This window comes from Streptomyces sp. NPDC034111 (assembly GCF_055575375.1).
In genome coordinates this window covers 124,097-146,132 of the sequence record NZ_JBVIST010000020.1, presented here as the reverse complement: position 1 = coordinate 146,132, position 22,036 = coordinate 124,097, and the positions used below count along the sequence as shown (strand labels likewise).

Genomic DNA, 22,036 nt, shown 5'->3' with positions numbered 1-22,036 from the left:
CCCACCCCAGCAGAACGGCCCAGGAAGGCTCAGGCTCCGAAGCCCCCTCAAGACAACCGCGCCCGGGGCACGACTCCCCCCGCGACGGCCCGTTGGCGTGGTGCCTCCGCTCCCGTCCAGCAGGTGCCCCGGCGTGCCACCAGCCGCCGTAGCCACAGCTCCGTGGAGACCAGTTCCGCCAGCCCGTCCAGGGGCAGCGGGGCGCCCTCCGCCGCCGCGCGCAGCGCCTTGCGGACCACCCGGGCCTCGATCAGCCCCGCGTCCGCGAGCAGCGGTGCGTCGAAGAGCTGCACCAGGTCGCCGACGGCGCCGCGCAGCCCCGCGCGTACCGCTGCGGCGTGGGTGAGGTGCGAGGTGGCGCCCCAGCCGGGCGGCAGGTCCCGTACGCCGGCTCCGGCCAGTACGGAGCGCAGGACGGAGGCCCGCGCCCCCGGCTGCACCCGCAGGGTGTCCGGCAGGGCGCGGCAGGCGAGCACCACCTGGTTGTCGAGGAACGGCGCGTGCAACCGCTGGTTGCGGACCTCGGCGGCCTGCTCGAACACGCGGTGGTCGGCGGCCTGACGGGCCAGCGCGGCACGGGCACGCCGCTCCCCGGGGCGGCCCACGGCGGGCGAACGGTTCGCCGCCTCGCTCAGGCGAACCGATACTTCGGCCAGTGCCTCGCCCGTGAGCCAGCGCGCCGCGGGCCCCGGCCGGCACCAGGCGAGCGCGGCCAGCGAGGCGTCCACGGCCCCGCCGGCCGCCGGCTCGTCGGCGAACTCCCGCTCCAGCAGGCGCCGTGCCGTATCGGCGACACCGGCCGGGTACGGCGTACGGGCGAGCCTGCGCGCCGCGCGGTACACGGTGAAGGGCACCAGAACGGAGTGGGCAGACGGGCCGTCGGCCTTGGCCAGCGCGGTGACCGGACGCAGCAGATGGCGCCGGCGGCGGTCCATCAGCAGGTCGGCGAGCCGGGCCGGGTGGGCGTCGAGTACCTGGCGGGCGCCGTGCCCGACGAAGTGGTCCGCGCTGCCGGCCAGCAGCCGGCGGCGGTGGCGGCTCGCGGTGGTGAGCGAGGGACCCGGCTCGTCCGTGAGCGGGCCGCTTTCGAGGTCGGCGTAAGGAAGGGCCTCTTCACCGGCCGCGACGACGACATGGTGCAGCCGCGGGTTGTCGGCGATGCTGCGGGCGCGCTCCAGTTCGGCGTCCCGATGGGCCTGCACGCCCTTGGTGGCACGGTCGTTGAAGGTGACGGCCAGCAGGCGCTCGCCGTGGCCGCCCAGCCTTCCGGGCTGGCCGGGGAGGCCGGCGGCCAGGAGGGCAAGGGTTCCCGAGGCGCTGCCTCCGGAGAGGTCGGCACCGACGCCGGGGGCCGGGCCGCCCCGTGCGGCGCGCCGCTCGGCGGGGCCCATACCGGGCACCGGGCCCGGGTCGAGACCGTCGAGCCCGTCCGGGTCGGGGGCGTGCCGGGGCCCGGCCAGCCGGGCCCGGACCGCTTCGACCAGTGCGTCGCGGACGCCGTCCACGGCCTGTTCCGGGGCGAGTTGGGGCGCGGCGACGGCGAGCGAGGTGGTCGGCTCGTAGGAGGTGATGTCGCGGGCGCCGCCCCGTAGGACCAGTGCGTGGCCGGGCGGAATCCGGCTGACCCCCTCGTACGGGGTGCCGGCGCCGAGCGCCTCCGGGGCGTCCGGACAGGCCAGCAGTGCGGCGAGGTGGCCGACGTCGAGGCTGGCCTCGATCAGGTCGGCGAGCGGGAGGGCGGCGGTGGCGTAGGCGGTGCCGCCGGCCCAGGAGGTGTGGAAGACGGGGCGGGCGCCGGCCAGGTCTCCGGTGACGGTGATCCGCCGTCCTACCTGGACGACGGCGGTGTAGCTGCCGGGCCAGGCGGTGAGGTGGCGCAGTGCGCCGCCGCGCGCCGCGAACAGGCCGACCCGCAGCTGGTCGTTGGTGGCCCCACAGACCCCGAAGACGGCGAGCCGGGTCTCGGGGTCGGCCTGGACGACGCGGACCTCGTCCGGCCGCCAGTCCCCGACGGCCCACAGCGGATCCGGTTCGCCCCACAGGAGCTGGGCGCCAACGGGGAGGACCGTACGGGGCTCCGCGCCGACCGCCGGTCCTGTGGTGGACACGCCCATGGCGGACGACCCCATGGTGGACACCCTCGTGGCGGACGGCCCCGTGGTGGCACTGCTCCACCCCACCAACCAGCGCATCGCCGCCTCCACCCGATTCCCCGTCCGCCGGGGCCGCCGCCCGCCCGTACAGCGGATTGCCAAGCTGTCGCCAAGCTGTTGCGGCGACCATGCTGCCATGACCACGGCGGAGGAGAGGTGCCGAAGCGGGCCTGTATACGAGCAGTTCGCGGCGGGGCCGCCGTACGAGGGTCACCGCCGGGCCGCGGAGTACTCGCGCGGTGCGCATGCGACGGGGCCACCCGCCGGTCCACGGCGCGCGCTCGCCTCAACCCCGGAAGGCCCCCCGTGTGGCCCCCGGGGCGGCTCCGAGTGCGCAGCGGCGCGAAAGCATCACCCGTCGATTTTCAGACAAAATCCGTTCGGTAACGTCCAGTTGACGTATGCGGGTGAGGTGTCAACCGGTGGCACGACCGCTCGGCGACTGGCCGGCGGCCGGCCCGCGCGACGGTCCGGGAGGCGGGCTTCGCCTCCCGGACCGGACCGTCACCCGCGGGGAATGAGGTGACGGTGTCCCCCAGCCCACTGGATCCAGTGCAGCGGGCCGACCCACGCAGAAGACATGGAAGCGCTCCCGACAGTGGGCGGCCAGCGCGCACGAACGGGCGCACGGGCACACGTACCCGGAGCACATGCCAATCCCCGCACCCCTGTTTGAACATGAATCTCGCCATCCGGGACACCGACTCTTAACGGTCGGGATCCGGCGAACTACTCTGGGTGGACGCATGCCCCGGGGTAGCGGGGCGGCCGTCGCTGTGTCGAGGGGTGCGCATGTCCAGGGATATACGCGGGCCGAACGAGAAGCTCGGCACCGTACTCGCCCTCGCGGGTATCAGCAATGCCGGACTGGCACGCCGGGTCAACGACCTCGGTGCGCAGCGCGGACTGACGCTTCGCTACGACAAGACGTCAGTGGCGCGGTGGGTCTCCAAGGGCATGGTGCCCCAGGGCGCCGCGCCCCATCTGATCGCGTCCGCGATCGGCAGCAAGCTGGGCCGGCCGGTGCCGCTGCACGAGATCGGACTGGCCGACGCCGACCCGGCACCCGAGGTCGGCCTGGCATTTCCCCGCGATGTGGGCGCCGCAGTGCGCTCCGCGACCGAGTTGTACCGTCTCGATCTGGCCGGACGGCGGGCCGGCGGGGGCGGCATCTGGCAGAGCCTGGCCGGATCCTTCGCCGTCAGCGCATACGCCACTCCCGCCTCGCGCTGGCTGATATCCCCGGCCGACAGTTCGGTGGCGCGGGAGGCGGCCGAGGCGCGCGACAAGGACGCCGCGGCGGCCGGCGACGCCGGGATCCCGCAGCATGTCGGGCACAGCGACGTCAGCAAGCTGCGCGAGGCGGCGGAGGACGCGCGCCGCTGGGACTCCAAGTACGGCGGCGGGGACTGGCGTTCGTCGATGGTGCCGGAGTGCCTCCGGGTGGATGCGGCGCCGTTGCTCCTCGCCTCGTACAGCGACGAGGTGGGCCGGGCGCTCTTCGGGGCGACCTCCGAACTCACCCGCCTCGCGGGGTGGATGGCCTTCGACACGGGCCAGCAGGAGGCCGCACAGCGGTACTACATCCAGGCGCTACGGCTCGCCCGCGCGGCCGCCGATGTCCCCCTGGGCGGGTACGTGCTCGCCTCGATGTCCCTCCAGGCGACCTACCGCGGCTTCGCCGACGAGGGCGTCGACCTCGCCCAGGCCGCCCTGGAGCGCAACCGCGGTCTGGCGACGGCTCGCACGATGAGCTTCTTCCGCCTGGTGGAGGCGAGGGCGCAGGCCAAGGCCGGGGAGGCGCGTGCCTGTGAGGTGGCGCTGAAGGCCTCCGAGGGCTGGCTGGAGCGCTCCCGAGGCGGCGATCCGGACCCTTCGTGGCTGGACTTCTACTCGTACGAGAGGTTCGCCGCCGACGCCGCCGAGTGCTACCGGGATCTGCGGCTGCCGCGGCAGGTCCGCCGCTTCACCGAGCAGGCACTCTCCCGTCCCACGGAGGAGTTCGTCCGCTCCCACGGACTGCGCCTGGTGGTGTCCGCGGTGGCCGAACTGGAGTCCGGCAATCTGGACGCGGCCTGCGCGGCGGGCACCCGCGCGGTCGAGGTGGCCGGCCGGATCTCCTCGGCCCGTACGACGGAGTACGTCCGTGACCTGCTCCACCGCCTGGAGCCGTACGGCGACGAGCCGCGGGTCGTGGAGCTACGGGAGCGGGCGAGACCCCTGCTGGCGGCTCCGGCGTAGTGCCGCGGCGCACGACGCGGGCCGAGCCCGCCGCCCCACCGGCACGCGCCACGCCGCCGCCCGGCCGGCACGCGCCCCGACACGCCCCGCCCGCAGGGCCCATGCCGCGGCCCGACGCCGCGGCCCGATCCGACGGCCTGATGCGGCGGCCTGATGCGGCGGCCGGCGACGCCGCCGAGCGGGATTGTCAGTGCCGGCCGTCATGATGGGATACGTCGTCGGGATTCGGGATGATGCGCAGGTCCGCGGCGACGGTCGGGCCTGCGGTCTTGCGGTTGGGGAGGTGCAGTGGCGGCGTACGACTGCGATGTGCTGGTGATCGGTGCCGGCATCGTCGGGCTGTCCACGGCCCATGCGCTCACGCGTGCCGCGCCGGGCACGCGCGTCGTGGTCCTGGAGAAGGAGTCCGGTCCGGCCCGCCATCAGACCGGGCGCAACAGCGGCGTGATCCACAGCGGCATCTACTACCCACCCGGCTCGCTCAAGGCCCGCTTCGCCCTCCAGGGGTCGGCGGAAATGGTGAAGTTCTGCACCGAACACGACATTCCCCACGAGGTCACCGGCAAGCTGATCGTCGCGACGGACCGCAGTGAGCTGCCGCGGCTGCACGGTCTGATCCAGCGCGGCCGCGAGCACGGCCTGCCGGTCCGCGAGCTGGGCCCGGCCCAGATAGCCGAGTACGAACCCGAGGTGCGCGGCCTGGCCGCCATCCATGTCGGCACGACCGGCATCTGCGACTTCACCGCCGTCGCCCGCGAGTACGCCCGCCTGGCGCAGGACGCCGGCGCCCGGATCGTCTACGACGCCGAGGTCACCACGATCGGCCGCCGCCCCGGCCGGGTCGCGGTCCGTACGGCCGACGGCACGGTCCACCGCGCCCGCGCCCTGGTCAACTGCGCCGGTCTGCACTGCGACCGGATCGCCCGGCTGGCCGGCGACACCCCCGGCATGCGGATCGTCCCGTTCCGCGGTGAGTACTACACCCTCGCCCCGGAGCGCGCCGGCCTCGTCCGCGGCCTGGTCTACCCGGTCCCCGACCCGGCCTTCCCCTTCCTGGGCGTCCACCTCACCCGCGGCGTCGACGGCGCCGTCCACATCGGCCCGAACGCCGTCCCCGCCCTGGCCCGCGAGGGCTACGACTGGCGCACCGTCCACCCCACCGAACTGGCCGGCACCCTCACCTACCCCGGCTCCTGGCGGATAGCCCGCCGCCACTGGCGCTACGGCACCGGCGAGCTCCACCGCTCCCTCTCCCGCCGCGCCTTCGCCGACGCGGTCCGCCGCCTCCTCCCGTCCGCCCGGGAGGAGGACCTCCTCCCCGCCCCGGCCGGCGTCCGCGCCCAGGCCGTCCTCCCCGACGGCACCCTCGTCGACGACTTCCTCATCGCCGACTCCCCCGGCATGATCCACGTCCTCAACGCCCCGTCCCCCGCGGCCACGGCTTCTCTGCCTATTGGGCGGGAGGTGGCTCGGCGGGTGTTGGGGATAGTGGGCGATCGGCGGGGCTGACGCGTAGCGGCCCGGCGCCCGAGCCGATGCGGCTGGGGCAGCTCCTGAGGGCCAGGGGCGGCCGCCCGCTGCTCACCAGCGGTGGGGGCGCGGCCCAGGGCGGGCCAAGGTCCTCCTCGCGGGCTTACGGGCTTACGGGCTTGCGGGGCCAGCGTGCGCGCGGCTCCGGGACAGCTGCACTGGGCATGGACCTGACCCTGACCTGAGCCTGGAGCTGGGCCCGACGCTGGAGCCAGCGCTGGAGCCGTCCCGCCCATGGCCGGGCCGCCTCCAATCCTGCTCGGCCGGCCCTCTGCGGCCGGCCGCTCGCCGCCGCCCCTCGCTCCCCCTCCGTCGGCGACTCCCGTCCGCCCCGCCGCCATCCGTAGAATCGACACACTGTGTCCGAGAATCCCACCCCACACGTATCCGTGACCGCTCAGGCCGACGCCCCGGCCCGCGGCGACGCCGCCGTCCTGGCGGCCCACGCCTCGACGTCTGCCGCGCCCGCCGCCCCGGCGGCCGCTGACCCGGCGGCCAACGCTCCCGAACCGGCCGCCGAAGCCCCCGCCACCCCCCGGCCCGCCACCCCCGCCCCCCGGCGCGGCGAGCCCATGTTCCCGGACGGGACCGGGCCCGCGGCCGACCCTGCCGGGTCGCACCACGAGCGGCGGATCCGTTCCTTCCAGCCCCGCCGCAGCCGTGTCTCGCCCTCGCAGGCCGATGCGCTGCGCCGCCTGTGGCCCAAGTGGGGGCTGGACATCGACGGGCTCTCCCGGATCGATCTCGACGCGTTCTTCGACGGCCTGCCGGTCGTCCTGGAGATCGGCTTCGGCATGGGTGAGGCCACGGCGCAGATGGCCGCCGCCGATCCGGCCACCGGCATCCTCGGCTGTGACGTCCACACCCCGGGCCAGGGCAATCTGCTCGGTCTCGCGGAGCGGAACGGCTTGTCCAACATCCGGGTGGCCAACGGCGACGCGATCATCCTGCTGCGCGAGATGCTCGCCCCCGGCTCCCTCGCCGGCCTGCGCGTCTTCTTCCCGGACCCGTGGCCCAAGAAGCGCCACCACAAGCGGCGCCTCATCCAGCCGGAGTTCATCGCGCTGGCGACCACCCGGCTCGCGCCCGGCGCCCTCGTCCACTGCGCGACCGACTGGGAGCCGTACGCCGAGCAGATGCTCGAGGTCCTTTCCGCCGAGCCGACGCTGGAGAACCTCTACCCCGGCTATGCGCCGCGGCCGGACTTCCGCCCGCTCACCAAGTTCGAGAGCCAGGGCCTGGAGAAGGGGCACGTCGTTCACGATCTTCTCTTCCGCCGCCGGGACGTGTAGGGCGGCGGGGCCTGCGGGTGGGTCGGGCGGCGCCTCGTCCCACGGGCCGCCTCGGCCCGTGGGACGCCACGACTCATAGGACGCCACGACTCGTAGGACGCCTGGGCCCATAGGACACCAGGGCCATAGCCACCGACCCTCCTCGTTAGGGTCGAAAGGTGTACCCGTCCCAGCCGCCACCGCACCCCTGCGCCCCAGCCCCTCCCCCGTACACACCGCAGATACCGCACACCCCGCGCCGCCCCCACTCACCGGACACCGACGAGGCCCGCGCCGCGCACGGGCAGCTGCACGCCCGCCGCCGTACGCCGCCCTGGCAGAGCAAAACGATCCGCGCTGTCGCCCTGATATCCCTGCTGGCGCTCTCCGGCGTGATCATCATCGGCATGGTGCGGCAGGAGACCGGGACCGAGGGGTTCCTGGTCGGGCTCGGTCTGGCGGTGTTCCCGGTACCGCTGCTCATCGCGGCGTTCTGCTGGCTGGACCGCATCGAACCCGAGCCCTGGCGCAACCTCGCGTTCGCCTTCGCCTGGGGGGCCTGCGCCGCCGCTCTGGTCGCGCTCCTGGCCAACGGCTTCGCCACCGACTGGCTGGCCGCCAACATCGCCTCCACCTCGCCCTCCGAGGCAGAAGCCTGGGGCGCAACCGTGATCGCCCCGGTCGTCGAGGAGACGGGCAAGGCCGCCGCCGTCCTCCTCCTCTACCGCTTCCGCCGGCGCGACTTCGACGGCATCACGGACGGCATCGTCATCGCCGGTATCACCGCCACCGGCTTCGCCTTCACCGAGAACGTCCTCTATCTGGGCAATGCCTTCGGCGAGGACCGGTCCCTGGGCCACTCCGGCCTGGACTCCCTCACCGCCGGCACGTTCTTCGTCCGCATCGTCGTCTCCCCCTTCGCCCACCCGCTCTTCACCATCCTCACCGGCCTCGCGTTCGGCATCGCCGCCACCCGCTACCCGCGCCGCCGTCCCGCCCGTATCGCGCTCGCCCTCCTCGGCCTGCTCACCGCGGTCCTCCTGCACGCCATCTGGAACGCCGCCTCGACCCTCGGTGACCTCGGCTTCCTGGTCGTCTACGGCCTGTTCATGGTCCCCGTCCTGCTCACCCTGACCTGGCTGGCCATCTGGGCCCGCAACCAGGAACTCCTCTCCCTCCGCGGCTACCTCGCCCCGTACATCACCGCCGGCTGGCTCGCCCCCACCGAACCCGTCGCGCTCTCCTCCCTCAAAACCCGCGCCCTGGCCCGCGACATCGCCCACCGCACCCAGGGCCCCGCCGCGGCCCGCGCCGTCACCGAATACGCCGCCCTCGCCACCACCCTCTCCTTCCACCGCCGCCGCGCCCACCTCACCGGCCCCACCCCGGACTTCACCGCCCGGGAGCACCATCTCCTCCAACACCTGCGGCACTACCAGCCGTGGGGGCGGCCGGCGCTGACCCAGGCATTACTGACGACGCATCCGTCGGCTCTCCCCCCATAGCGCAACCTATGGATCTCTCGCCTCCCGCGATATTCCGGACACCGGCGCGGCATGATGGAACGACACGATCAACGCTGGTCGAAAGGGGGGCTTTGGCAGCCATGCGTCACACCTCTCTGGAACTCTGCGCAGGCGCTGGCGGGTTGGCCATGGGACTGGAGGCCGCCGGCTTCGATCCGGTCGCGTTGATCGAACGGAACCGGCACGCCTGTGCCACGCTGCGGGCCAACCGCCTTGGATGGCGCGTGTTGGAGATGGATCTGCGGGAATTCGTGGCCCAGGAGCATCGGTACGCGTACGACGTGGATCTGATCGCGGCGGGGCTCCCGCGGGTGAGGTCGGCTGCGACGATCAAGCGCGCCGAGGACCGTTACGAACGTGAGTTGTTCGAGGCGACCGTGTGGCTGGTGGCGGAGGTGCGACCGCGGGCCGTGCTCATCGAGAACGTGCCCGCACTGGTCGTCGAGCACGACTTCGACGACATGCGTGAATTCGCGCGTCTGGAACTGGAGCACCTCGGATACGAGTTGCACCGGAAGACACTCAATGCAAGCGGCTTCGGGCTCGCCCAGGACCGGGAACTCGGTCTGCTCGTCGCACTGCAGCCCGAGGTCTCGCCACGTTTCCGGTGGCCGGAGCCTTCCGACGCCCCCGCCCCGACCGTCGGTGCGGCGCTGTGGAAGTCCATGGCGGCGCGTGGTTGGCGGCAGGCCGCTGCCTGGGCGGCCCAGGCCACGCGTCCCGCACCGGCCATCGTGGGGGGATCCGAACGGCGGGGTGGGCCGGACCTCGGACCGACAGGGACCAAGCGGGCCTGGGAACGTATGGGGATCAACGGAGGAGGTATCGGCAACGAGGTTCCCGGTGCGGAGTATCGCTGGGTTCCTGGCGGGGATGTGAAAGAGATGCCGAAGCTCACCGTCGACCAGGTCGCGATCCTCCAGGGATTCCCGCCTCAATGGCAACTCTCGGGCGGCAAGACCGCCCGCTACCGGCAGTTGGGGCACGCCTCCCCGCCACCTGTCGCCCGGGCACTGGGGGAGCGGCTCTCGGCGGCTCTCGGCGGCTCTGCGTCGACAGACCACCCGGCTCCGTGAAAACGCCGCCAACGTGGTCCTGACGGGGCCGTACCGGTCGGCTGGAATGCTTCGAGCGGCCCTCGGTAGGATGCGCTGGGCCATCCCGCCTGATCACCTCGCCAACCCGACAGCCGGGAGACCACGTGCACGCTGCCAAGATCATCGATCTGTTCGCCGGCCCCGGCGGACTCGATTTGGCTGCGGAAGTGCTGAACCTTTCCGTGACCGGCATCGAATGGGACGCGAACGCCTGCGCCACACGTCGGGCAGCCAAGCTCCACACGGTCGAAGGGGATGTCCGTGAGTACCAGCCCGCCGACTTTCCGGACGCCACCGTCCTTGCGGGTGGGCCGCCCTGTCAGACGTACACAGTGGCTGGGAGCGGTACCGGACGCCGCGCACTGGACGACGTGCTCCGTTTCACCAAGCGCATGGCCATCGGCGAGGACGTCACCGCCGAGTTGGCCAAGTTGGAGGACGAGCGCACAGGCTTGGTGCTGGAGCCCCTTCGATGGGCACTTCTGGCGATAAGGGCGCGCCGCCCGTATGAAGCAATCGTGCTGGAGCAGGTACCGGCCGTACTTCCGGTATGGCAGGCCTTCGCCGAAGTTCTCGAGGGCCACGAGTACTCGGTGGCGGAACCTCGCGTGCTGCGTACCGAAGAGTTCGGAGTGCCACAGACCCGCCGCCGAGCCATCCTGATCGCGCGTCACAAAGACAAGGCCGTACTTCCCGACACGACGCACCGCCCATACGTAAAGGGAGTCTCCCGTACCGCCGAGGACACGCTGCCGGGGTCGGAAAAGCTGCCTTGGGTGGCGATGGGCGACGTACTCGCACGATCGGGACCGTTCGAGGTGGTCTCCAACTACGGCACCGGTGGAGATCCCAAGGCCCGTGGGATACGACGTTCCGACGAGCCGGCAGCCACGGTCACGGGGAAGATCGACCGCAACCGCGTCTGGACACCCGGCGGCGGTATCGAGCTCGATCGCTTCTCCCCCGCAGAGGCAGGTCAGCTGCAGACCTTCCCTGCCGACTACCCGTGGCGGGGCAGCCACATCCCACAGCAGATCGGTAACGCGATCCCGCCACGCCTCGCCGCACATGTCCTGGCCGCAGCGCTCGACATCGACGAGGGAACGCTCGACAAGGCCCTGGACAAGCTGACCGGGAAGTCCGCCCAGGTCTGATCGTCACCTCCCGCTCGGTACCTCGGTCACGTCCAGATCCTTCCTGCCGCGCACCGGGGCCCCGACGAAGAGCTTCTCGAGCTGCTTGACCATGACGTCCACCGCTCCTCGCGGCACTGCTCCGTCGTCCGGCCCGTCCGGGAGGGCGTCCCGTCGGACGGGCGGAGCCAGCTCACTCTCGTCGATCCAGTAGCGGTGGGCCTCGGGGTCGGGTCCTTCGTCGGGAGCGAGCACGTCGTACATGAGCGTGCTACCGGCGGAATTGACAGCGGTGGCCAGGGCGTTGACCTCACGCCCCGTGCGGACGGTGCCCTCGTCCAACAGTCGTGTCACGGCCCGGGCGGTGGGGCGGTGGTCGATGACGTCCAACCGCAGCAGGGTGTTCAGGACGTCCTGGTTACGGCAGGCGGTGACGGCGGGCCGGTAGTCGTCGCCGTCACGGAAGAGCTCGGCAGCCCACCAGAGACGGGCGAAGGCCTGCTTGTAGTGGGGGCCGCAGAAGCGGTCCGCCGTGACCGCGGGCTGCTCCTTACCGCTCTTGGGGAGGTGGCGCCAGATCACATAGTCGGGAGCGACGACCATGGCGATGAAGTTCCAGAGAGCGGGATCGGCAGCCTCGGACCGGGTGAGGCGCAGTGTGCAGTGCAGCCGGGGCGCGAGCCAGGCGTCCGCATGAGTGCGGTCCGACTCGGCGTGCAGCCGGACGGCGTCGTTGAAGAGCTCCCGCAGGGGACGGACATTCCAGCGTACCCCGGTGCCCACAACCGGCTCTGAGCCCCGTATGAGCGCAACCAGCGGCGGATCTTCCTGTCCCGTCAATACACCACGGGACAGGTGCTTCGCCGCCATGGCGTCGCGCAGCCGACCGAGCTGCTCCGGGAGGTCGTCAACGGTGCGGCTCATGGTTGGTTCCCTTCACCAGAGCGGTCGAGTACGCGGATCGCGGATCCGAGATTCTTGGCGACGCGAGACCGGCGGGAGGCCGCGTACTGGATGCGCAGCTGGAGCTCGTTCCAGCCCACGCTCTCCGAGCGCCGGGAGTGGATCTCCCAAAGCGCATCTGCGGCGGAGAGTTCGGGAAGCACATCGGGCAGCATGCTGCGCAGTGCCCAGTCCCTCCAACCGGTGGGCCACTGTGGTGTCCCGTCTTCCCCCACTTCGAGGTCACTCACGGCCGAGTGGAACATCGCGATCCAGGCATCGGTGGCGACCTGTGCCGCGAGCACACCCCGTAGCGCTTTCTCCATGGGCGAGACTGCGGTGTTGAGGAGCGCAGCGATCCCTTCGAAGCCCGTGTTGAGATGCACGGTGGGCATGTCACCGGAGGTCTCCACGAGCCACGGGGCGTCCTTGAAGGAGCGCAGCCACTCCTGTCCGCCGTCCCGGAAGTCGATCTCATTGATGTGCAGTTCCCGTTGCCGTTCCGGCTTGCGGGCGACCAGATCGACGATCCAGTTGTCGTCGGAGGCACCAATGATGCGACCTTCGACGCCGTCGACCGTGGCGACAACACTTACCGACAGCTCGGCCCGGCTGCGGTGAGCGCCACGTGCCAGAACGATGCTGCCTGTCCAGGCCCCGTCGAGTGAACGGCGCAGTCGGGCCACAGTACGGGAATTGGTCGCGCCCTCGACGAGCACGGCCACACACCTCACGTCGGCCCATCGCCCGGCGGACAACTCCGCCTCCGGGAGTTCGGCCCGGAGTTCAAGGTGGGCCTCCGTCCACTCCGCACGCTCGATCTGATGGACGGCCACGACACGATCCTGCTGCGAGATCATCGCCAGCGGGAGTTCTCGTCCGTCCAACTGGGCGCCGGCGACCTTGAGGGTCACCGCGCCGGCGAGTGTGGCGTACGGCATCAAGGTTTTCATGCGGCTGTCCCCCTCGCCTTCTGAAGATCGATGATCAGTCGCGCCATGGAGCCGGATACCGGGTGGCTGTCGACATCGGTGAGGCCGCTGAAGGAGGCAGTGCGGACCCCGGGATCGAAGCGGAGATGGCCGTTCTCGACCTGGCAGTTGTCCTCGGCGACGAGCTCCGCCCACCGTACGGCGGGTTTGCTTCCGGAACGCACATCGAACTTCGCCACAGGAGCCATCAACCACGAGTCCTCCCGTGACGGCAGCCTCACCTGGACGCGGACACGCCAGGCACCGGAGGGCTCCAGCACCCCGTCAACGGTGCGAACGCTCGGGTGGCCGTCGATGCGGCGACCGCCCCCTCCGCCGCCCCCGTCGAGTCGAAGCAATTCGCGCAGTACGGCCGGTCCGCCCTCGCCCTTCTCCTCGCGTCTGGTGACCAACCGGCGGACGCCGACATTCATCTCGCGCCGGAAATCCTTGATACGTGCCAGTGCACCCCGGGCGTAAGTCGCAGTCAGCTCTTCCGTCTTGGTCCAGTCGTCGTGTTCGGGCGGCTCGGAGGCCCGCAGGAATGCCTCTGCCGCGTCGATGTCGTCGGAGGTGCTCCCTGTGGCGCTGCCGGCCAGAAGCACGGCCTGGAAGGGGTTGGTACCCATGGGCAGGTCGGGGACGCGACGCTCGGTCACCTTCATGCGGTTGCCGCGCATGCACACGAGCTGGTTGGGTGTGGGGTCCGCATCGTCGGCCGGTGTCACGAGCACCACGGCGCGGTGCTCCACGGGAGGGCGCTTCGTGCCGCGCAACGGCGGTACGGTCAGCGGCACACGAGCCAGGGCCACCTGGTCGATCCCGGTGAGCCGGTCGACCGTCGTTCCGTCCAGGTACGCCTTGAGCGCCCTTGAACGCGCGGGCTCGTGCACATGCGGATCGACGCGCTCCTCCCTGATCACCACCTGGCCGTTGCGCAGCGACGTGACCGATGCCTCCAGGAGTGGGGCGGCGGAAGCGCCGTGGGTCATGGCCGCCCAGAAGTTCACCGCCAGCGAGCGAACGAGCTTGTCGTGCATCTCCTGAACGGTCTCCGCATCCCCGGCCGCATCATGGGCACCGACCACGAGGAAGGACGTGCCAGGGTCGGAACCGGCACGCGCGAGGTGCAGCCGCTCGACGGTCGACTCGTCCGCCCACCAGGACCGGGTCACGCCCTTGCCCCGGTAATCCGGAGCTGTGTCCTCCTCACCCAGCCAGGCCGGTCCGGCGTACGCCTCACCGTCCACCTCGCGCCAGGGCAGATCGAGCCGACCGATCACGCGTCGCTCGGTGCGGCCTTCGTACTGCTTCGAAAGCGTGCTGTTGATCAGTACAAGTCCGAGGCGGCTGGTGGCCCAAAGGGTGGCCTTGCCGAGTCCGTACGAACCACCTGCGCTGCCACGGCTCTTGTGGCTGTCCAGCTGCCGTCTGACCACGGCCGCGAACCGGCCGTCGTCGTACTCGGGACCAGTGAGGCCGGAGGCATTGTAGTCGTCGACGCGGAGCAGGAGCAGGGTGTCTGTCTCGCGCAGCTCGCGCAGTCCCTCAGCGATGACCCGGCCGACCTTCTGCCTCTGTGCAGCAGCCGCTTCGTAGTGCGGCAGCAACTCGTTCCACTGCAGTGCATCCAGGAACTGCTGCCGATGCTCGCCCGTCAACTCGTGCAGTACATACCGCACCCGGACCGGCCTGGTTTCGTCTTCGCGCTCATCGAGGCTGTTCTGTGTGGCCTCTCGTGCCAGTACGGAAACGTCCGCATCGAAGGCGAAGGCAGCGGCATTCCCGTACTCCCGGCCGCCGTCCGAGTGCGCACGTCGGTGGTACCAGCCAACTGCCCGAGCAACAGGTGCATCGGTGGTGCGGAGGTGCACGGTCGCCTCGTCAGTGCCGAGGACCTCCGCTATGGCACGTTTCTTGTCCTCACGTGGCTCGGCCCGCCCGGTGATCCATGCCGAGACACCCGCCCGTGTGATACCGAGGGCCAGCGCGAGCTCGGCCTGCGTCATGTGCCGGCGGTGCAACTGCCGTGACAGCCATGTACCGAAGCTCTCGGCGCTCTCGTCGTTCGTGTCCACCGGGCCTCCCTCGTTGCCTCAACACCCCCAGAGTACAGGCCATTTGACACCACGAGTCAGGGACAATTTCATTTGCCGAACCGTCCGCTCCATTCCTCTATGGGGGGCACTCGTGCGATTGCGCGCCCCTGTCGAATCCCCTTGCGCCTTCCCTTGATCGCCGATAGCGTCCCGGAGTCACAATCGGCCATCTGTTCGATATGCGGGCCGGTTCAGGGGCGAAGTATGTCCATGTGTCCGTGGACGTGTACCCCTCTCCTTGCAGCCCGTCTCACCCCCTCAACCCTGCCGAGGGTGCCCCAACCCCCGCTCTCACGACCGAGGTTCTCGGGTCCGGCGGCGCGTTGTCAGTGGTAGGTCCTAACGTCTTCTTCGGGGGACGTCCGCTTCATCCGTTGCCCTGCTCTGTCTGACGTGACCGCCCAGCCCAGGGAGCCCTTCACACCATGAACAGCCCCATTTCCGATGCCGCTGACGTCATCGGAACGGTCCTCCAACAGTCCCGCCGCATCCTGGACGTGTACCGGGCCGACCCCGGTCACGTTCAAGAGCACGCGAACAACGAACGGCGCATCACCCAGGGCGGATACGGCGAGCGGCAGATCTACGAGTTGGTGCAGAACGGCGCCGACGAAAACCAGGAGGCGGGAGAGGGCGGCCGCATCCACGTCCTGCTCACCGACACCCGCCTCTACTGCGCCAACACCGGTGAAGCCATGTCCGCCCTTGGCGCGGACACCATCCTGCGCATGGCCGTGTCCCGCAAGCGCGGTGGTCAGATCGGACGCTTCGGCGTCGGCGTGAAGTCGGTGCTGAGCATCTCCGATACCCCGCGCTTCTACAGCAGGTCGGGCTGCTTCGGCTTCGACAAGAGCTGGTCCGCCAAGCGCATCCGGGAGGTCGTGCCCGGCCTCACCGAGTTCGACGAAACTCCCGTTCTGCGCATGGCCCAGCCCTTGGACCTGCCGGGCGACCGTGCGACGGACCCCGTACTCGACGAGCTGATGAAGTGGGCGAGCACCACGGTCGTGCTACCGCTGCACGAAGGTGTGACACACCGCCTGGGGCAGGACCTGCGCAACTTCCCTGCACACTTCATGTTGTTCTCGCCCCACATGGACTCGGTTGAGCTGGAGGACCGTCGCGAGGGCCGCAAGCTGGTGCGCGTGTTGCGGCAGGCGACGCAGCACGCCGATCATCGAGGCGTGGCGGAAGGCGACCACACGCTCGTACACACCCGCCACCGTGTCTACGAGGAGAGCAACGGACGGCCGGTACGCAACGAGCGGTGGGACGTCTTCCACGTCGACCACACACCCTCCCTCAAAGCCCAGGAAACGGCGGGCGAGTTGCATGAACGCTCGAGCATTCGGCTCTCTTGGGCGGTTCCGGGCGAGAAGGTCGAGGCTCGGAAGAAGCGCGGGAGTTTCTGGGCCTTCTTCCCCACCCACTACGACACGACGTTGACCGGAATACTCAACGCGCCCTGGAAGACCCCGGAGGACCGACAGAACCTCACCAAGAGCGACTTCAACGCCGAACTCGTCGAGACAGCTGCAAAGTTGATTGTCACGGCGCTGCCTCGCCTGATGGCGGCCGACGACCCGGGGGCGCACCTGACCCTGCTGACCGCCCGCGGGCGCGAGGCATCCCAGTGGGGCGACGAGATGCTCAGCAAGAAGGTGTTGGAGGTCGCGGCACACCTCCCCTCACTGCCCGACCAGCGCGCCACGTTGCGCAGTCCCGGAGAGCTTCGACTGCACCCGGAGGAGCTCCGGGAGAAGTGGTTGGAGCTGTGGTCGCAGCACCCCGGGCGTCCGGTCGATTGGTGCCACCACTCCGTCGAGAGTCGGGAGCGACGTTCCCGGGTGCGCGACATCATGGGGCTGGCGGATGTGCGCCCCGCGTCTGTCACCGACTGGCTCGAGGCTCTGGTGGCGGATGGTACCCCCGCTTCCTCCGCACTCGCGCTGCGGATCCTCGCGGACATGGAGAGCGTCCACTTCGACCGGGCCGCCCAGGCGGCCGACGCTCGCGTACTGCTCACCGAGAGCGGTGATCTTGTGGCTCCCGCGCGCGCCCGTGGTCGCATCTACCGTCGCAGCTCTGTCGGCGGCCACGGGCTTCGGGACGACATGAGGTACGTCCATCCCGACGTCGTCGCCGACGATGAAGCCCGGCGTGCGCTGGAGGTACTGGGCATCCCGGAGGCGGACGCCGAAGGGCGCTTCAAGGCGGTGTTGGATCTCGGCTTCGGTCGTTACGGCCGCACCGAGTGGGAGGACTTCTGGAAGCTGCTGCGGCAGGCAGGTCCCGGCCGGGCCGTCGTGGCGATCCGGTCGAAGATCCAGGATCCCTCCCGTGCTCTTCGAATCCGCACCGCCGACGGGGCCTTCCGTCCCCTCCGCGACGCCTTTCTCGCCGGGCCGGTGGTTCCGTCCGACGGCAGCCGGGACCCCGAGCTGCTCATCGACCCCGAGTTCCACCGCCCGGACACGCAGGTGTTGCGCGAGCTCGGCGCCGTCGACCGGCCCGTCGAAGGCTGCGACCCAAGGGGGGACGACTGGTTCGAGGAGTACGTGGAGAAGGCTCGGAGTGCCTATTACCGGGGGCTTTCGAGCAGCGCCCGCCGCCCCGCCCCAAAGACATTGCTGGTGGACGGCGCCAACCCTGCCGGCCCGCTGCACCTGCTCCCCCGGCTCTCGCAGGAAGGCCGCGCCGCGTTCCTCAAACACCTGCCGCGGCACGGCTTGGTGCAGAACTGGACCCTGCAGGCCGGCTCCAACCGCAACGGTCAGCAGCAGATCCCCTCCCCAATCGTTTGGCTGATTCGGCAGAAGGGTGTAGTGCCGACGACGCTCGGAGACCGCTCCCCGAAGTCCTGCCTCAGTCCAGCCGCGAAGGTGGATCCCAGGCTGCTGCCGGTGGCGACCATCGACACGGAGGCGGCCCAGGCACTGCGTCTCACGGCGGACCTCGGCTCCGTGCCCGACAGTCTGTGGGGGGAGCTCTTCCAACGCGTCCTCGAAAGCGAGGACGCCGAGTTCGTCGGCAGCGCCTACGCCCTGTTGACCCGTTTCGATGTCGACGACATCCCGTGGCCCGAGGACGCCCTCACCCGCTGCCAGGTCGGCGAGGAATGGACCACCCGGGACGACGAAGACATCGCGGTCACCGCCGATCCCGAGCAGTACCGCATTCTGCAGCGCGAGGCCGTACCGGCGATGCTGGTGCCCACCGCCGAGGACGCAGGACGCATGATTCTGGAATGGCCGCTTCGGGCCCCGTCCGAACTCCTTCAGGAGGAGCTGGACGCGGTCACGCTGGGGAACCCTGCCCAGCTCACGGACCTCTACCCGAGACTGCGGCAGCGTCTTCCCCGTGGGACGAGCTGGCAGCTGTCGCACTGCTCCCACCTCGCGAAGGTCATCCGCACACCGGAGGGCAAGCGGGAAGAGCCTCTCACCGAGGCGCGCAACGGCGACACCGTGCTGCTGTGCGGCCCGGACGACGAGCTGGAGATCCTTTGCGCCGTCGATCGGGTGCTTGGGCTGAGACTGGGGGATGCAGGTTGCCGCGGACTGCTCGCGCAGCAGCAGAAGGACCGGGAGGGCGAGCTTTTCCTGAAAGTACGTCAGGAACTGAACGTGGCCCGCAAACTACTGCTCGCGCTCGGCGTAGAAAGGCTTCGTGAGGAACTGCCTCCCGGTCTGCTTCTGGCCGACGAGGAGTTGAACGGCGAGGCCCCGGACGAGCAGCGGATCGCCCAACTGGTGATCGCCACACATGGCGAGGAGGTGCTTCGGGCTCTCGCCCCCGCTCTGGTGAAGGCCGGTTTCGACGCACCGAGGACATGGACAGGCGGATACGCGGCGCGCAACTTCGTAAAAACGTACGGCTTCCCGTCCGACTGGGCCGGGGATCAGGAGGCGAGCCAGTCCCCGCAGCCGTTCGAGACCATAGCGGGCCCTCGCAGGCCGCTGCCCCTCCACCAGTACCAGATGCGATTGGTCTCCCACATGTACCAGCACCTGCTGCAGGACGAGGACAAGCGGGCCATGCTGCAGATCCCGACCGGTGCGGGCAAGACCCGCATCGCTGTCGAGGCCACAGTCCAGGCTCTTGCCGACGGTGTCCTCCAGGGACCGATCCTGTGGATCGCACAGAGCGTGGAGCTGTGTGAGCAGGCCATCGAGACGTGGAAGTTCGTCTGGTCACGGTCCGGAACCGACCAGAACCTTCGGATCAGTCGGATGTGGGGTGGCATGGCGGCGGAACCGGCGACGTCCGGCCCGCAGGTCGTGGTGGCCATCGATGCCACTCTCTCGGGCCATCTCGGCACCGAGCCGTACGCATGGCTGCGCGAAGCCGCCCTGGTCATCGTCGACGAGGCGCACTTCGCCGTGCCCAAGACGTACACCAAGATCCTGGACGCCCTCGGCATCGACCAGCACCGGACCGCGCGCCACCTCGTCGGGCTGACCGCCACAGCGTTCCGCGGCAGCAGCGAGGAAGAGACCCGGAGGCTGGCCGCCCGGTTCGGGGGCAAGCGGTTGGACCACGGCGTCTTCCAGGGCGGCGACCCGTACCCACACCTCCAGGAGCTCGGCGTTCTCTCGCAGGTGGAACAGCGGGAGCTCGTCGGAGGTAGCTACACCCTCAGCGACGAGCAGATCGCAGAGGTCACGAACAGCAACAACATGAAGCTGCCTGCCGCCGTGACCGCACGCATGGCGCGCGACGTGGGCCGTACGAAGCGCATCATCGAGGAGATCGAACGGCTGCCACAGGACTGGCCCGTCCTGGTCTTCGCCACCTCGGTCGAACATGGCCAGGTACTGGCCGCGCTCCTCAACGAAAGCGGCATCACCGCGGCCTCGGTCGACGCCAAGACCCCGGCAGGTGTGCGGAACCGCCGCATCGAGGCATTCCGGGCCGGCAGGATCCAGGTGCTGACCAACTACAGCGTGCTCACCCAGGGCTTCGATGCCCCTGCTGTGCGGGCGGTCGTCGTGGCGCGCCCCACCTTCAGCCCGAACACCTACGTCCAGATGATCGGCCGTGGTCTGCGCGGTCCGCTCAACGGCGGCAAGGACAGCTGTCTGATCCTCAACGTCCGCGACAATATCCGGCACTTCGGCCGGGAACTGGCCTACACCGAGTTCGAGTACCTGTGGGAGGGGAACGGATGAGCGCCGGCCCGAACGAGGGCAACCCACCGCTAACGGAGGAGCAGCGCGCGGTCGTGGATCGGCCTGCCGATACACCTCTGTTGGTCACCGCCGGTGCGGGCGCAGGCAAGACACATACCCTGATCCGCCGTATCGAGGCCCTCGTCTCCGACGAGGGGCTGGCGACCGGCGACATTCTGGTCCTGACCTTTTCCCGTGCGGCCGTCCGAGAACTGCGGCAACGGCTGTCGCTGCATGGGGGCCGCTCCCGTCATGTGCGTGTGTCGACCTTCGATTCCTGGGCCCTGGAAATCCTCACCGAGGTCGCGGGAGACGTCGATTGGCATTCCCGCTCTTTCGACGAGCGGATCCGCGAGGCCACGGAAGTGATCGTCGACGAGCAGTCCGCCCCTGAGTGGCTCGGCGAACTTCGCCACATCGTGATCGACGAGGTGCAGGACCTCGTGGGTGACCGTCGCGAGTTGGTGGAAGTCCTCCTGGAGTCCTACGACTGTGGATTCACGATCGTCGGCGACCCGGCACAGGCCATCTACGGCTTTCAGGTCGCCGACCCGGAGGCACGGGAACTCGAGACCAATCGCTTCTTCGACTGGCTGCGCAACACCTTCGTGGACCACCTCGTCGAGCTGTCGCTCACCCAGAACTTCCGTGTCCGTACGGACGAGGCCCGGTCGGCGCTGCGCTTCGCAGCTGCGGCCCGACAATGCGCGACGTTCGAGGACGCGGATCGACTCCACGAGGAACTGCGAACCGAGCTGGCAGCCCGGATGGACTTCGGCGACATCACCCTTTCGTTCATCCGGGATTCGTTGCTCGATACCGGCATCACCACGGCCGTACTCTGCCGGACGAACGGCGAGGCGCTGCTGATCTCCGAGTGGTTGCACGGTGTCGACATCCCGCACCAACTGCGCCGCGCCGCGGAGGACCGGGCCGCCCCTGCCTGGTTGAACGACCTCGTTCATGCCAGGTACGGGGCTTTGGCCCTCACCCGGCAGCATTTCGACGATCTTCATCCGTTCCTGTCGGGTGCCGACGAGGAGTTGGACCGCGAGCGCATGTGGCGCCTGATGCTTGCCTGCGCAGGAGACCGAGCGGGGCGGTCCGTGGATCTCTGCCGGCTACGCGACGCGCTCGCCACCGGCAGGCTGCCCGACGAGCTGACCGCGCAACGCCCACACTCACTGGTCATCTCCACCTTCCACCGGTCCAAGGGACTTGAGTTCGACCGAGTCCTGGTGGTCGACCCCGGCCCGCTCGATGCCACCCTCGGCGTCGATGCGGGCGACCGCGCCCGCGCGCTGTACGTGGCCATGACCCGCCCTCGCGAGGAGCTCTACCGCCTCGAACCGCCCGAGGAGGCCAGGGCCGAACGCAGCGGGTTCCGGGCGGTACGCAAGGACAAGCGGACACGTCGCTGGGCCCGCTTCGGCTATCAGCACTGGAAACGTCCGGGAATGGAGATCCTCGGAGGCGACATACACGGCGGACACCCGGCCGGCACCCATCAGTGCAAGGGCGACGCCCCCGCGCTGCAGAAGTACCTCCGAGAGGACGTGGCCCCCGGTGATCCGGTTGAGCTGGTACGACTCGACGGGGTGCCCGAGAGCAACGACGACCGGATCGGCCCCGGCTACGCGCTGTGCCACGGACCGAGGGAGATCGGCGTCGCCTCGGAAGCACTCCGTCGTGACCTCTACCGCCACCTGCAGCAATCGCACACCTACCGGCCCCGGAACTGGCCGCGCCGCATCACGGGCCTGCGTGTCGAAGTGATCGAGACCGTCGCCGGGGAACGTACGGCCGGCCGGCACGCCGGTCTCGGCGACCTCGGAGTGTGGCTTGCCCCCCGCCCGATCGGCCTCGGGCACTTCCAGTACGACCGTACGGACAAGGACTGAG

At 70.1% G+C, this 22,036-nt stretch carries 12 protein-coding genes; 8 read left to right on the top strand and 4 right to left on the bottom strand.

The annotated features are described in order from the left end of the window. Nucleotides 1–47 precede the first annotated feature (47 nt). Entirely contained in the window at nt 48–2,192 is a 2,145-nt protein-coding gene (locus ACZ55A_RS31590; protein ID WP_468847306.1) for an asparagine synthase-related protein, read from the bottom strand. 753 nt (nt 2,193–2,945) lie between these two features. On the opposite strand from ACZ55A_RS31590, the gene ACZ55A_RS31585 reads away from it, so the two are divergent. From ACZ55A_RS31585 to ACZ55A_RS31560, 6 genes are all read left to right on the top strand, one after another. After that, a complete protein-coding gene (locus tag ACZ55A_RS31585; protein WP_018092687.1) occupies nt 2,946–4,394 on the top strand; it encodes a hypothetical protein in 1,449 nt (482 codons plus the stop codon). Between the two features lie 288 nt (nt 4,395–4,682). Next, on the top strand, nt 4,683–5,903 hold the full coding sequence (gene lhgO, locus ACZ55A_RS31580) for an L-2-hydroxyglutarate oxidase (RefSeq protein WP_468847304.1): 1,221 nt from the start codon (nt 4,683–4,685) through the stop codon (nt 5,901–5,903). 410 nt (nt 5,904–6,313) lie between these two features. After that, complete coding sequence (gene trmB, locus ACZ55A_RS31575; RefSeq protein ID WP_468847301.1) at nt 6,314–7,216, top strand: tRNA (guanosine(46)-N7)-methyltransferase TrmB; 903 nt, start codon at nt 6,314–6,316, stop codon at nt 7,214–7,216. A gap of 158 nt (nt 7,217–7,374) precedes the next feature. Next, complete coding sequence (locus ACZ55A_RS31570; protein WP_468847299.1) at nt 7,375–8,700, top strand: PrsW family intramembrane metalloprotease; 1,326 nt, start codon at nt 7,375–7,377, stop codon at nt 8,698–8,700. Nucleotides 8,701–8,801: 101 nt separating this feature from the next. Further along, complete coding sequence (locus tag ACZ55A_RS31565) at nt 8,802–9,797, top strand: DNA cytosine methyltransferase (protein WP_468847332.1); 996 nt, start codon at nt 8,802–8,804, stop codon at nt 9,795–9,797. 125 nt (nt 9,798–9,922) lie between these two features. Further along, nucleotides 9,923–10,972 (top strand): DNA cytosine methyltransferase, encoded by a 1,050-nt coding sequence (locus ACZ55A_RS31560; RefSeq protein WP_468847296.1) that lies wholly within the window; start codon nt 9,923–9,925, stop codon nt 10,970–10,972. A 3-nt stretch (nt 10,973–10,975) separates the two neighbouring features. Here the strand turns inward: ACZ55A_RS31560 and ACZ55A_RS31555 are convergent, their stop codons facing one another. The 3 genes from ACZ55A_RS31555 to ACZ55A_RS31545 are packed head-to-tail and all read right to left on the bottom strand — an operon-like array spanning nt 10,976 to nt 14,873. Further along, entirely contained in the window at nt 10,976–11,875 is a 900-nt protein-coding gene (locus tag ACZ55A_RS31555) for a DUF6339 family protein (RefSeq protein WP_468847294.1), read from the bottom strand. Next, nucleotides 11,872–12,846: a hypothetical protein gene (locus ACZ55A_RS31550; protein ID WP_468847291.1), complete on the bottom strand. Its 975-nt coding sequence runs from the start codon at nt 12,844–12,846 to the stop codon at nt 11,872–11,874. Before ACZ55A_RS31550 ends, ACZ55A_RS31555 begins: the two co-directional genes overlap by 4 nt. After that, the gene (locus ACZ55A_RS31545; protein WP_468847329.1) at nt 12,843–14,873 is read right to left on the bottom strand and encodes a helix-turn-helix domain-containing protein; all 2,031 of its coding nucleotides are present in this window, start codon (nt 14,871–14,873) and stop codon (nt 12,843–12,845) included. The genes ACZ55A_RS31550 and ACZ55A_RS31545 overlap by 4 nt, the downstream gene beginning before the upstream one ends. A 515-nt stretch (nt 14,874–15,388) precedes the next feature. Here ACZ55A_RS31545 and ACZ55A_RS31540 point away from each other — a divergent pair. Then, complete coding sequence (locus ACZ55A_RS31540; RefSeq protein ID WP_468847288.1) at nt 15,389–20,134, top strand: sacsin N-terminal ATP-binding-like domain-containing protein; 4,746 nt, start codon at nt 15,389–15,391, stop codon at nt 20,132–20,134. After that, nucleotides 20,131–22,035 carry a UvrD-helicase domain-containing protein gene (locus tag ACZ55A_RS31535; protein WP_468847286.1) on the top strand — a complete coding sequence of 635 codons (1,905 nt, stop codon included), beginning with the start codon at nt 20,131–20,133 and terminating at the stop codon, nt 22,033–22,035. Before ACZ55A_RS31540 ends, ACZ55A_RS31535 begins: the two co-directional genes overlap by 4 nt. Nucleotide 22,036: the final 1 nt, after the last annotated feature.